The following is a 13618-nucleotide window of genomic DNA, read 5'->3' on the forward strand; positions in this document are numbered from 1 at the left end:
CATCGAGACCCGTCGCTTTCAGGAGGTAGACGTCAGGCCCGCAGGACGAGCTCGGTCAGCAGTTCCTCGTAGGCACGCGCCGTCCGCTTGATATTGAATTCACGCTCTGCCCGGGCCCGTCCCGCCTTGCCCAGCCGAGCCCGCAGGTCCGGGTCGCCCGCGAGCAGACGCAACCGGTCGGCGAAACGGTCGACATCCCCGATGGGGACCAGGTAGCCCTGCTCCCCGTCATCGACGATGTCGCGTACCGCGCCGCAGTCGCTCGCCACGATCGGGACGCCGGCTGCCATCGCTTCGATGAGGGCGATCGGTACCCCCTCGTGCACCGATGACAGGCAGGACACATCCAGACCGGGCAAGAGCAGGGGGACATCGCGGCGGGTACCGAGGAATGTAGTTCGATGGCCAATGCCGAGCTGCTCAGCCAAGCTGTGAAGCTTCGGTCCCAGCTTCCCGTCACCGATCACGACTAGGCGCAGGGACGGCATGTCGGGCAGGCACCGGGCTATCGCCTCGAACAAGATATGGTGTGCCTTTTGCGGGCTGAGCCGACCCACCACGCCGACCACCACATCGTCGGCGGTGACGCCAAGCGCCTCACGGGCCCGTTCGCGCTCCGCCGGACCCGGACAGTCGGGCAGCTCGATGCCGTTCGGGATGACTACCTCACGGACGGACTCCCAGACGTGACGGCCGACGCCTTCCTGCGACCGCAAGTACTCCCCTTGGCTTGCGGTCAGCAGGACGAGCGCGTCCGAGACACCGAGGGTGCGCACCGCCCACCGTGGCAACACCCGGCCCCCGACCGACATCAGGTCCATGTCGTGCGCGGCGACGATGTTGACCGGAACCCTGGCGATCATCGCCGCGAGCCGCCCCAGGGCCAGGCTGGCCCGGTGATGGTGCGCCACCAGCACCGCATCCGTCCGGTCGGCACGCAACGACGCGACCAGGCGGGGAAGGGTACGCAGGTCGAACCGGCCGGTCCGGTCGAGGGTCTCAACCTCGAAGCCGGCGGCGCGGAAATCGTCGGCCAAGGGTCCGGCCTCCCGCAGGCACACCAGCCGCGGCCGTAGCACTGCCGGGTCGAAGTGACGGAACAGGTTGCGTAGCAACATCTCGACACCGCCGACGAACGTCAGGTCGAGCACCACCGTCAGGCGGATCGGGCCCCCACTCGGTCGTCGCTCCGGGAGGCTGCCTGACCGATCCCCAGGACGAGGCGCGACGCCGGCGACGGCAGTTAGTTCCCGGGCCGCCGCGTCGACGCTCGCGTCCAAGCCGAACTCGCGGTGCACCCGGGCCCGGGCGGCCCCTCCCATGCGCTGGCACAACTGGCGATCACGGAGCAGCTCCGCCAGCCGGTCGGCCAGGGCGACAGGGTCGTGCGGCGGCACGAGATAGCCGGTGATCCCGTCGTCGAGCATCTCCCCCACTCCGCCGACATCCGTACATACCGCTGGCCGCCCGGACGCCATCGCCTCCAGCAGCGCCATCGGGAAGCACTCGATGGTGTACGAACAAAGCGTGAAGACGGTCAGGGCCGGAAGAATGTCGGGCACGTCGGAGCGCGCCCCTACCAGCAGGACATGGTCCGCCAAACCCAGCTCGGCCGCCGCTTGCTCGATCCGTGACCGCATCGGGCCGTCCCCGACGACGAGCACCGTCAGGTCGGGGAACTCATCGACCAGTCGCCGGGCGGCTTGGAGCAGGAGGGCGTGGTCTTTCTCTGGGCGCAATGCGGCCACGATGCCCACCACCGGTCGCTCGGGGTCGATGCCGAGCAGTGCCCTGGCCCGCTGTTCGTCTGCCGGCTGGTAGCCAGCAGGGTCGACCCCGTTGTGAATGATCCTGATCTTGCGCGCGGGATAGCCGCGGTTCTCGACGAGATAACGGGCCTGGGCCCGGGCCACCCCGAAGTACGCGTCTGTGCGCCGGTCAAGCAATCGATCAGCCAGCCGGCGCACCCGCATGTCGCCGCCGACATCACCGCAGTTATGCACCCACACCACCCGGTGCGGCACCCCGGCAAGGATCGCGGCGATCCGGCCCAGCATCTCCGCGTTATACCCGCGCACCAGTACAACGTCCGGACGTCGTCGGCGCATCTCGCGCACCAGCCCCGCCAGGGCGGCTAGGGCCTGCCATTTGGTCCGCCGCAGGGCGACCGCCGGAATCCCAGCATTCACCAGGTCGCCGAACAAAGCCCCCTCGGCTCCGATGCACACGACCGAGCACGTGAATTGGGCCGGGTCTAGGCGAGGCATCAACGTCGTGACATGCCGTTCCGCGCCGCCGGTCCCCAAGTCCGGAACCACGTACATCACCCGCACGGGGCGAACGGATCGGGTCACGGTACCTCCACGGGCACGGCAGAGGGTCGAATGGCCGCCCGGCCGGCTGCGGCGTGGTCGGACAGAGCCTGGGTAGCCAACCACAGCGGCGGTCTGGGTTTACGCACTGTCAATTCCCGGTCGCGGGCACCTACGACCATTCCGCAGATCAAGAACACTATGCAGATCGGGAAATCGAGCAGCCGCAGGTCCGCGAACGCGCCGGATACCATCTGGGTAGCTAGGGCACAGATGCCGATGAAGGCTAGGCGCCGACCCATCAGTCCGGAGGACGGCAGAATCCAGTACGCCTGCAACAGGAGACCGATCATCGGGACGATTACACACAGCCACAGCAGCAGGCCGAAGAGGCCAAGCTCGACCAAGATTCCCAATTCGGTCTCGTGTGAGGCGATGCCTAGCCCATTGGCCCACGGGATGGCGTTGGACCACTGCTGGTGGTCGTAGATGTTGACCGCTTGGAATCGACTGATGCCCCATCCGAACCAGGGCTCCCGCTTGAAGGCCCAGATCGAGGTGGCGATCGCGTTTAGGCGATCCCACACCTCGCCTGCGGATCCGATTCCACCTGCATCCCGGTTAGAGCTGGTGAAGATCGACCAGTTCAAGGCGATCACGAGGGCGATCGCACCGATCAGGCCGACGAACACGCCGCGGGCCCCCCGCACTAGGAGGACGCCGAGGACCAGCACAAACGCGAAGGCCAGCCAATCCGCCCGCGTGTGGGTGAGGAAGATGGCCAGGGGGGACGCCAGCGCGTACAGCCAGAGCAGGACCCGTCGCCATGCGGGCTGTCCACGCTCGGTGGCCAGCACGATGGCGATGACGAAGCCGACAATCAGTACCATGCCGTTGGCGACCGGCTGGTTGAACACGCCATTCGCGCGTCCCGGCCAGTTCGGTGCGTCGACGATGTACCGCGGCCATACCAGGCCCGGTGCGTCGAACTGACAGATGCTCACCAGCGTGGAGTACGCGGCGAAGCCGAGGATCGACCACAACACGAACCGCACCGCCGATTCCCGGGCGAAGAGCCGCCTCCCCAGCAGGTACAGCGTGAACGGGATGACCGTGCTGAGCTCGATGAAGCGAGGGACGGCCGTCACCTGCCCATTCAGCGGGTACTCCACCGGCGGGTACTGGTGCGGCAGCACCATCGAGCCGTAGCACCACAAGGCGTACAGCACCATGACCACTTCGACGAAGCTGATCCGCAGCAGGGCGTGCCGCTGCTGCCACATCCAGACCGCCGCCGACGCCATCACCAGCCAGAATGCGAGGATGAACGGGTCCGCTATTATCAGGTGCGGCAAGGCGAGCCGCAGGAACATGGCTCCGAGCAGGATGACCACTGCAAGCGGCGGGTAGCGCAAACACGCCGCCACGATTATCGCTCCGGCGACAACCAGCAGGAGCAGGGCACCGAGGCCATTCGAAGCCCGAGACGTGGCGAGGTAGAGAGCGGCCATCACGATGACCGCCGCGCCGATGGCCAGCACAAACCCGGCCACGCCGTCCATCCGCGCACTGCCCTCGAACCGCCTGCTCATCGCCGGGGCGATGGGCTTGATCATATCCGGCTGGCCCGTGAGCTCGGGTCGACGCCGGGTTTCGTCTCGTCGAGCCGTTGCGATGACGCGCCCGGGGCTGCGGCGGCCTCGGACGGCCAGGCGTCAGTGGCCTGGCTGTTCACGGTCGCCGTCGTCCGTTTGCTGCTATCTCCGGTCGCCGCGAGACGCCGTCTCGGCCGCTCCACGAAGGCCACCCCGAGCAGGGACACGCCGACTCGCTCCATCTGGTCTCGGGCGGCCAAGACGGAATCTGCCGACGAGCCGGCCCCGGCGACCAGCAGGGTGCGGTCGGCAACGGAGCAGACCATGTACGACTCCGCCGACTCGGATACCGCCGGCGATTGGATCACAACCAGGTCGGCCCTGCTGCGCAACGAGGCCACCAGGTTACCCAGGTGCTCCATCCCAAGCAGCCCATGCACATCCTGCGGATCACTGACGGGAAACACCTCACGCATTCGCCCGCCCGACTCCGACGACACGAGCGACCATCTGAGGGCGACAGACTCGAAGTCACCCTCGACCGCGTCGAGCGGGGCAGGCGTGCCGTCTGCGTGCACCAGAATGGTGCGCGCCCCGTGGTCCGCTCGATAGCGGGCGAGGCTCTCGGCGATCTCGTCGGTTCCAGGCATGCGCTCGACCGGTGCCACGGCGACCACGGTCGGTTTGGGCACATTGAGCAGCGCGACAGTAGCGGCGAGCTGGCGTAGTTGCCGCTCGCGCTGCCGCTCTGCCGTCGCCCCGCCACCCGGCGGAATGACCACGAGCGGCTCGATCCTGGCCTTCTCCATCAGCTCGGCGGGGCTCGACAGCCGTCGCGACGCGGCTCCAAGGACCCAAGCCAGCAGGGCTCCGAAGATCAGCCCGCCCAAAAGCGCCACCGCGAGCGTCTTCTTGGTCCCCGACGACTTCACGCTAACGCCGGCGTTCGCTTGTAGCATCTGTAGGTCGCTGGTTGGGTCCGCGTTGACCGCGTTGATCCGGTCCTGCATGTCGGTCTCGGCAGGCACCTTGATCGCCCCGGCCTTCATGTCGGCCTCGACCGCGCGTCGCATCTGGCCGATCAAGTTTTGCCTGTTGGCCTGAAGGTTGGCGTTCACCTGGCGGAGGAACTCGGCGGCCGCATCCGCGGCCGCACGCTGCGCCATGACCGAGTCGGGGCCTGTCGCCGATATGAAGATGATCGGGCTCTGCGCGGCCGTCTGAGCGGTCAGCGACACATCCGCGGGTAGACGGAGCTCGGTGTGCAGCGTGCTCTGATAGGACGGCTGGAGGAACATGGCGACATACCCGGTGGACAGGGCGGCAGTTTGGTCCGGAGAACTGTTCTGCGACACGGTGGTCAGCGTCGCGGTGCCGGTGTACTCCGTACCGGCATGTCGCGCAGCGCTCCCGAAGGCCGCCAACCCGGCAAGCAACGTGATAATCACAACAAGGAACCATCGACGCCAGATTCGAGCAAGATGTGCCCCGAAGCTCATCGGGGTGCTCCTTCCTACAGCAGTCTGCCCTTCGGAAAACCTAGGGTCACTCGCGGCTCCTAGCGCGGGGCCGGTGATCGCTCGCGTGTGCATAGGAGCACTGAGTGGGTGGCCTTGATACAAAGGACCGCTTTCAGCGGATTGCCGCGACGGACTGGAAGGAGCAGCGTGGTCAGCCGAGCTGGTGGTGGTGTCGGCAAGCGCCCTTTGGCGGAAGCGGCCTATCAAGGCGGCTACACTCCGCACGATCGTGATCACTGTCGATCGCGCGAACAGGGTCAGCACCGCCAGGTAGATGAGGCAGAACACCAGGGCATCGACAGCCAACAGGGTGACCGCGAGAATCAGGCTGTGAGAATCGGAGCGGAGTATGTCGTGTTCCAGCCACCACGTGGCCGCGGTTGCGATGAGCAGGCCTGGCATCGGCGTCGCCAGGACCGTCAGGACCTTGCTGAGCGGGACGGTCACCACCTTCTGGGCCAGACCGAGGAAGATGGCGGCGTCGGCCAGACTGGTTAGGGAGATGTACAGCGAAGCGCCCACGAACCCGAATGGCCAGATCAGAATCAGCAGGAAACTCACGCCGAGGACCAGGTCGCCCAGGGTGAACCAGTTGATCAGACGGGTCCTCCCGTGAGCCTTGATCACGTCCTGCGCGACGACAGATACTGCTGATCCGATGCTCAGCCCGGACATGGCCACTAGGGCGACGCCCGCGCCACGCCACCGCTCACCGAGCAGAACGACGACAGCCGGCTCACCCGCGGCTATCATCAGGCCCGTGGCGGCCGCCGAGCCGATCATGCCCCAGTGCAGCACCCGCAGGTACGCGGCGGCGAAGCGTTTAGGGTCGTCGGCGATCCGGGAGAACGCGGGGAACAATGTAGTCGCCCCGACCTGGATGATGCCGATTTGGGGAATGAGCGCGATCCGTTGCCCGTACCGGAAAAAGCCCAAGGCGGCGGTGCTTAGGAAACGGCCCACCACGAGTGACTCGACGGCGGTGCGCACCCGATAGCCGATCATCGCGAGGGCGAGCGGAAAGCCGTACCGCGCCAGTTCGCGCCATATCGCGAAGGAGGCATGGCCTCGCCCAGGCCGCCAGGATGTGAGCGTCCAGAGGGAGATGACCCAGGCGGTGTAGGAGGCGTACGTGCCGGCGACCATGGACCATACGCCCCACCCGAGTGCGGCCAGGCCTATCGCCACCGTCGCGTAACTGACGGCGATGGCCGGCCCCACGATCAGCCGCCGTTTGACGCTGAACTCGCGTTGCAGAACCGCCTCAGGGACGTTCGTCAGCGCATGGAGGAGAAGGAGACCCGAGGTTGCGGCGGCGACCAGACCGGCAGTGCGGCTGTTGAAGATGATGCCGATCACGGGTGCTGCCGCGAGGCAGCCCAGGCCTGCGGCAGCGCCGACCATCAAGGTGACTCTGAACACTGTCTCGTCGGCGTCGGCCTGGTCGCCCTGGCGTTGCACGAGGCCTGCTTGCAGTCCGCCTGCGGCCACATCGGTGAGCAGTGCGGTCAGCACGGTGCCGGCGGCGAATATGCCGACGTCCGTCGGAGTCAGCAGGCGCGCCAGGATAACCGTCTGGACGAAGGACACCGACTGGCCGACGAGCTGAGCCAGTGCCGATGCGCTTGCCATGCGGTGTACCGCACCGGACAAGGACCCGTGGGCCGTGGGTCGGCTGCCAGCGGACGCCGCCTTTGCCGTCACGTGGGCAGGTCCCTCCCCGCCCTGGCCCTCTCGTTCGCTGCCGAACGTCACGCGGGATCGGGCACGGTCGGGAGGCAGTCGTCAGTCGACACGATCGGTGCTGTCGCGCGTACCTGGGTCAAGGCGGCAACGCGATCGAACGCCGCCCGGCTGGCGTCGATTTGCATCCGGGCCCGGGCGCGCAGCGGCTCCCGCACGACCGGGGCAGTCAGCCACGCCTGGTTGATCGCCATGGGCAGCGTGTGCTCCAGGCGAGGATCATCGAGGCGGACCAGGGTCAGGCCCTGGCCGAACATCGCGCTGAGCCCAAGGAACTTGCCGTCGTAGTAGGCCGAGGACGTAAGCGCCACCACGGGTATGCCCTGGGAAAGCGCGAAGACCGCGAGATGGTAGGCGCCGGTCACGACAACCCGGCAACGTGCTACTCGACGGGCGATCTCGATCGGGGGCACATACCGGGGCAGAGGGGCGATCACGTCGGCACTGCCGCGAACGAGCGGCAGGGTCGACCGCCGATCCTGGGAACGGTACTCGGCGATAATCAAGGGGACGAGCGCTGCTGCGTGATCGGCTGCTGCGGAACGCACCGCCCGGCCGACCAGGTCGACCACTTCGGCCGACACCGGTGCGTACCCGGCGACTCGCAAACAGAATCCGATGTCAGAGCCGATCTCGTCGATGCGCGCGTGGTAGGCCAGCTCGATCGCATCGTCCCCCGTGACGAGCACGCGCTCGGCGGCCACCCTCGCCCGGTCGAGGATCTCGGGGCCCAGGCGGCCTTCCCGCAGGGCGATCAGACCGACCTTCGGCAGGACCTGAGCTGCCCTGGCTTGTAGCCTAGGGTCGTCCAGCGGGCCCAGTCCCTGCCCAACGAGGGCCACAGGGACGCCCGCGTCGCAGGCGTGTTCCACCAGGTTGAGCACCCGCACGGTCTGGCTCCTGTCGGCGTCCGTGAGGTACCCGCCGCCGAGGGCCACTACTAGCGAAGACTGCGCCGCGGCGGATGCGCTGCCTGGATGCAAGGGACCTGTTGGCAGTGGTGCGGTTTCGCTGGCGGGGACGTCGGCGGGCGCGGGGCGCCGTTGTACCAACCGCAGCAGCTTGCGGCGGCCAGCCCGAAGACGGTCCGGCAGCTGCTTGCGTCGCACGCGCAGGCGTAGTCCGGCCAAGGCGACAGGTCCCACAAACCGAGGGCCGAGGTGTCCAGCCAGGCGCTCGAGCCACGTGGGTGGCGCCCAGGGATCCTCGTCGAATACCGAGATTCCTTGGGCGCGAGGGAAATAGGCACGAAGTAGGCACGGGGAGTCGGTAAGTACGGCGATACGCGCGTCGGGCCACCGGTCGTGCATCCGGTCCAGGGTGACCGCGAGCATGGCCAGGTCGCCGTTGTTCCGCAACCAGTACTCGCTATTCTCGACCAGAATGCGCAGCGGCTGGGTGGCCTGCGTGGGGCGTTGCTGCGCTGCCGTGTGCTCATTCATGCGACGCTCCAGCCTGCTTGTGGCGGAGAGGGGTGACCTCAGCCATGCGATCGCGGGCTCGGCCGCCGTCCTCACGGCCTCGATGCGCACCACATCGGCCTCGTTGGCTTCCGCCCTGCCCTGCATGGCGGCCCCGGATCACGACGGGCAAGGAGCTCTCCTTGAACACCAATCACGTCGTCGGCACGTGCTTGTCGACTTAATAGTGGGTGACCGGGCATAGGACTACCACGATCCCGTCACCGGCGTCCGGGCGTCGTGCCTAGCCTGATCGCTTACATGACTCGCCAACCCCGGTCGGTGATACCGCGACTGTCCTCGTTTCGACGATCTGCGCGCAGTGAGTGGGCCCCACAGCGCGGGGAATTGCACGCCTGCTTCAGCAGACCGTCTGCATGGAGCGCCAGCACAGATCGATTCCGGTGCCGGTGACCTGTCCGGCTGGCGACGTAGGCTAGGTGACGGTTAATATGACCGGCGACCACCATTCACCACCGCAGAGACGCGGCGATGCGCCAACCGGGTCCCGCCTTGGCCTAAAGCATCGCATCCGCCGTTTGCACCCGGACAACATTGCATCCGCCGTTGGCACTCGGACAACTTCGTCGTCACGTCTACGTCCTGAGAGAGGGGTCTCGGTGGCCGGCACCGATCGCCCATGGTTCACGTCCCGGCGAGGATTCCTCCTCGCCGGGGCAACGGTCGTGGCGGCCGGAGCGTACGACGTGACCGGCCTGCGTCACCACAAGCCAAAGGACACCTCCACCGCGAACGACGTCCCCGCAGCCCAGGCGTCGAGGGAGATGACGTTCCCGCGGACCGCCACCTGTTACCTCGCCCAGTCCAGATTGCCCCCGGTCGCCACATTGGCCCGGTACGATCTCGTGGTCATCAATAACGAGTGGCCGCACCGCGTTCCGCCCGACTACTTCGTCAAGCTCCGCGCGGCCAACCCCCGCATGCGGCTGCTCGCGTACGTCGACCTGGTCGACTCGATGTCGCGTACCGGCACTGTCAAAAACTGGCCGAACAGCTACGCCCTGTGGCAGTTCCAGACTTCATCGTCAAGCCGCTTTCCCCGCGCCTGGCTGGCCTACACCGCCGCGGGCGTCCCAGTGCACGATTACCAGGACCTCGTGATGACCAACCTCACCGACGCCTGTCCCCGCGTCGGTGGGCAGCGCTTCGTGGAGTATGCGGCTGACTGGGTGACCGGACGGGTCTGGTCAGCGGGGATCTGGGACGGCATCTACCTGGACGTCTGGGGCGACACCCTGTGGACCGTCGACCAGAACCAGTGGGACATCACCGGCACCGGCCACGATGTCCCCAGCACCAAGATCTACGGGCCGGGCGACCCGCTGGACCGCGGGCTGACCAGCGGCGAACGCACCATGCGGTCCCGGATGCCCGACGCGATCCTGGTCGCCAACGGCAGCCGCACTATGCACGCCGGCCTCCTGGATGGGCTGGTCTGGGAGAGTTTCGCCGATCCCCTGGTCCACCGGGATCCGGTCTCCGACCTCACCGGGTACGTGACAGTGGGTGCCTCGGCGCCACATCGCAAGCCCGGGGTAAGTATGACCATCTCCAGCAGGCGGGTGCCGGCCGGGTCGGCGGACGACTATCGGCGGGCGCGATTCGCCCTGGCGGCGACCCTCATGCAAAACGGGTTCTGGGCCCCCATGGGCGACGATTACGGCCAGCCGGTGTACTACGACGAGATGGATGGTGCAGGCCTAGGCCGCGGGTATCTCGGTCAGGCCTTGGAGCCCAACCCGCCCCTATCGGTTATTACCACGGTCACCGATGACGGCACCGGAAGCCCCGCCCCCTACGTGTACCGGCGGGACTTCGAGCACGGCATAGCCCTGGTCAACGTCGGCCCTACGGCCCAGCAGGTCACGCTCCGTCGCGAGTACCGACGCCTGTCCGGCAAGACCGATCGGCTGGTGAATAACGGCACCACCGTCGATCTCCTCACCATCCCGGCCCAGGACGGCGTCATCTTGCTCGATCCCCTATCTCCCCCTCCCCCGGCCACGTCTCCCTGATGAGACCGGCACCCGGCCACGAGTTTCGCCCACGGGGACTGTATATGGCTCGGAATTCCGCCGAGGGGTGTTAAGGGCGGTGCGCCACGGTCGCGTCTCAGCGCCGACCTCGGTAAGACCGGATTCGTCAGACGTGCCCGCAAAGATTGTCTGGTAGAACTCCAGGAGTCGCTTTCCGTAGTTGGTTACGTCCAGAGATTCGGCGGTGGCGCGAGCTCCCTGCCCCAAGGACATGCGCAGTGCAGGCTCGGCGACCATGCGGGCGAGCGCTGTAGTCAACGCGGCCCGATTCCCCACCTCGACCAGCAATCCCTCCCGACCGTGCCGGACCACGTCGGGAATCCCCCCGACAGGGGTGGCGATGACCGGCAGGCCGTAGGCCATCGCCTCGAGGATCGCCATGGGGACGCCCTCATGGTGCGACGGCAGGACCAGAATGTCGCTGGCGGCCAGCAGGTGGTCGCGTTCCTCGCGATCCAGCCAGGAGTGCACCACCACATCGGGGCCGATTTCGGCTGCACGCCGCCGCAATTCCTCGACCCGTCCGTCCCCGGCAAACACGATGCGGGCTCTGGCCCGTGTCGTAGCCGACAACGCATGATAAGCGTCCAAGAGCTCGAACGCTCCCTTGCGGTCATCGATGCGGCCGAGAAAGAGAAACTGCACGGTGTCGTGACAGCGCCGATCGGGCACCGTGCTCGGTGGGTCCGTGGGGTTGACCATGATCTGGATGCGCTCGCGGCGCAAGGTTAGCTGAGTAGCGTAAAACTCGAGCCACTGAGTGGACAGCACCACGAAACCGTGGGAGCGACGGAAGATCCTGGCAACCCGCTCCTGAAGCGGTCTCGGCAGATTCGAGAAGAAGCCGTCGAAGCCGGCACCATGGGCGTGCAGGACGAGCCAGCAGGGCGTCCGCAGCACCATCAGGGAGACAATGCACTTGCGGAGTGTGCTTCCCCGTGAGGCGAAGTGCACGTGGAAAATGCACGGGCTCTCGTCGCGGAGAATGCTGTGGATGCGCCAGAGGGCGGCACCAAAGACCCGAATGCGGCGCAGAATGCCGCCGTCTTCCATGGTTGCGATGTGCTCCACCTGGACGTGAGGGGAGATTGAGTCAATGATCAGTCTCTCGACCACCGAGACACCACCGCGGACTTCAAGCCCCGGCCCCACATGGACGATCTTGGGAACATTAGGTGATGATGTTGCCATGAGGTGTCCTCAGCCTGATTCGGAAGCGTTGCTGCGGCCGGCCTGAAGCCAGCGTTCGCGGACTCGTAGCCAAGCGGCAGCCGCTCGTTGCTTGTGCGGGTGGAGCCGCTGCAGCATTGCGGGCGAGATTGCCAGCGATGCAACCACGAGACCCGGGCGCAGCCCCGGGCTATAGGCGAAGGCGAGTCGTGCGTGTCGGCGAGCCGACCGAATTTCTCCGTCCAGCAGTGCCCACCGAGCCCGTCGCAGCTCCTGTTGGTACCGAAGCCTTGCCACCGTGTCCTCGGCGACAATCCGGTCGCTGGCTGATGCGGCCGACTGTGCGGTTCGCGAGAAGGCAGTGATGAGGGCCTGCTCGAACGCCTCCTTCTTGGCTGGATCGCGGGACAGCGAATTGTCGCGGATCCGGTACCAGCCCAGCGGGGCGTTGATGAGCCGGACGTCGCACAACTGGACGAGCCGCAGCCAGATTACGACCGATTCATCGACATCGGGATCGTGAGCGGCGTAACCGCCTGCTTGCTGCCACGCGTCCCGCCGGACGACGCCGGTGTAGTAGGGGATGATGCCAGCAAGAGCGTCCGAGAGGGTCAGCCGCTGACTGGCATAACGTGGCTGCCACCGCACGCCTAGCGAAGCGAGATATCCCGAGGGCAGGTAAGCTTGCTCGGCATCATCGAATTGAACGGCATCGCAGCCGACAGCGTCGATACCGGGCTGGGCCGCGATCACATCGGCCATCACAGACACAAACGACGGCATGATCTTGTCGTCGCTGTCCAGGACGCTCAAGTAGCGGCCGCTCGCGGCCTCCGCTGCGGCGGTTACTCCACCGCGGTATCCTCGGTTCTCTTGACGGATCAACCGAATCCGGCCGTCGTGCGCGTACCTCGAGACTATTTCGACGACGCTGGGCGACATGCCGTTGTCGACGACAACCATCTCCCAGTCCGGCGAGGTTTGGGCCAACACGGATTCGATCGCTGCCGGCAGGTAGTCCTCGGTGCCATAGACCGTCGTAAGGAAGCTGACCAAAGGCACCGACACCGACGTGGACTGCGTCACAGGTCACTCCCCCGGATCGACGCCAGCTGCTGAGCTCCTGGGCAACGACGACTGCCCCGCCCATAAGAAGAGACAGCTGGATACCTGCTGATACCTAGCTGAAGCGGATCATCCACGTCCCCGTACCGGCGTGCCCGGACCGGGCACGCCGGGGCCTGTCCGTGTGTCCTGCCCGAGGGGCCGCAGTCGTCTCCAGGGTCAAGGACGGCCCCGGCGAGGCCGTCGTCACCACGGAGCGCCTCTGGCCGCGCGCTGACCGCCGGCCGCAGGTCCTCTCATGCCTCAGATGTATCACGGCAGACCCGCAGCCAGGCGCGTCTTCTGGCAGTGGACAACGGGTCCTCGCACCGCAACTGGGCCGCCGCGGCCCGGATGAGCGATGCCTACCCGAACACGCAGATGGTCCACCTGCCCGTCCACGCATCCTGGCTGAACCAGGTCGTGCGACACGAAGTCGCATGTAGATAGCGGTATTCGTCGAAGGAGGTTGACTGATGTCAACGGCGTAATACCTGGTCCAGTGCGCAAGGACCGTCCCTGCCCCGGCGTGCGTCATGGGTGACCGTGGGGTGCGAAGCCCGGGGAAGTGCCCAAGGGCTCCCGTTCCATCCGGGGGCCACAGGCTGGGGAAGGCCGGACGGGTGAACGCAAGTGAATCCTCGATGACGCCTCGTC

At 66.6% G+C, this 13618-nt stretch carries 7 protein-coding genes; 1 reads left to right on the plus strand and 6 read right to left on the minus strand.

Features of this window, described 5'->3' with window-relative positions; genetic code table 11:
• Window positions 1–32 precede the first annotated feature (32 nt).
• The 4 genes from EAS64_RS41585 to EAS64_RS41600 all read right to left on the minus strand — a co-directional run bounded on the left by EAS64_RS41585 (window position 33) and on the right by EAS64_RS41600 (window position 8738).
• Complete coding sequence (locus tag EAS64_RS41585) at window positions 33–2324, minus strand: glycosyltransferase (protein WP_145862239.1); 2292 nt, start codon at window positions 2322–2324, stop codon at window positions 33–35.
• Between the two features lie 26 nt (window positions 2325–2350).
• Entirely contained in the window at window positions 2351–3928 is a 1578-nt protein-coding gene (locus tag EAS64_RS41590; protein ID WP_145862219.1) for an O-antigen ligase family protein, read from the minus strand.
• The gene (locus EAS64_RS41595; protein ID WP_145862220.1) at window positions 3925–7059 is read right to left on the minus strand and encodes an oligosaccharide flippase family protein; all 3135 of its coding nucleotides are present in this window, start codon (window positions 7057–7059) and stop codon (window positions 3925–3927) included. Before EAS64_RS41595 ends, EAS64_RS41590 begins: the two co-directional genes overlap by 4 nt.
• Window positions 7060–7178: 119 nt before the next feature.
• A complete protein-coding gene (locus tag EAS64_RS41600; RefSeq protein ID WP_222850013.1) occupies window positions 7179–8738 on the minus strand; it encodes a polysaccharide pyruvyl transferase family protein in 1560 nt (519 codons plus the stop codon).
• Between the two features lie 512 nt (window positions 8739–9250).
• On the opposite strand from EAS64_RS41600, the gene EAS64_RS41605 reads away from it, so the two are divergent.
• Window positions 9251–10666: a putative glycoside hydrolase gene (locus EAS64_RS41605; RefSeq protein WP_187366553.1), complete on the plus strand. Its 1416-nt coding sequence runs from the start codon at window positions 9251–9253 to the stop codon at window positions 10664–10666.
• On the opposite strand, the gene EAS64_RS41610 is transcribed toward EAS64_RS41605, so the two are convergent.
• Both EAS64_RS41610 and EAS64_RS41615 read right to left on the minus strand, forming a co-directional pair.
• Window positions 10634–11878, minus strand: a complete 1245-nt coding sequence (locus EAS64_RS41610; protein ID WP_145862222.1) for a glycosyltransferase family 4 protein — start codon at window positions 11876–11878, stop codon at window positions 10634–10636. The two genes, EAS64_RS41605 and EAS64_RS41610, sit on opposite strands and share 33 nt — an antisense overlap.
• 9 nt (window positions 11879–11887) lie before the next feature.
• Entirely contained in the window at window positions 11888–12943 is a 1056-nt protein-coding gene (locus EAS64_RS41615) for a glycosyltransferase family A protein (RefSeq protein WP_222850014.1), read from the minus strand.
• Window positions 12944–13618 lie beyond the last annotated feature (675 nt).

The sequence above is a fragment of the Trebonia kvetii genome (assembly GCF_007827045.1).
GTDB classification, from domain to species: domain Bacteria; phylum Actinomycetota; class Actinomycetes; order Streptosporangiales; family Streptosporangiaceae; genus Trebonia; species Trebonia kvetii.

Bases quoted from the DNA above. Each gene is read 5' to 3' on its own strand.
- EAS64_RS41585 (WP_145862239.1), bottom strand. From the start codon at position 2,324: ATGTACGTGGTTCCGGACTTGGGGACCGGCGGCGCGGAACGGCATGTC.
- EAS64_RS41590 (WP_145862219.1), bottom strand. From the start codon at position 3,928: ATGATCAAGCCCATCGCCCCGGCGATGAGCAGGCGGTTCGAGGGCAGT.
- EAS64_RS41595 (WP_145862220.1), bottom strand. From the start codon at position 7,059: ATGGCAAGCGCATCGGCACTGGCTCAGCTCGTCGGCCAGTCGGTGTCC.
- EAS64_RS41600 (WP_222850013.1), bottom strand. From the start codon at position 8,738: ATGCAGGGCAGGGCGGAAGCCAACGAGGCCGATGTGGTGCGCATCGAG.
- EAS64_RS41610 (WP_145862222.1), bottom strand. From the start codon at position 11,878: ATGGCAACATCATCACCTAATGTTCCCAAGATCGTCCATGTGGGGCCG.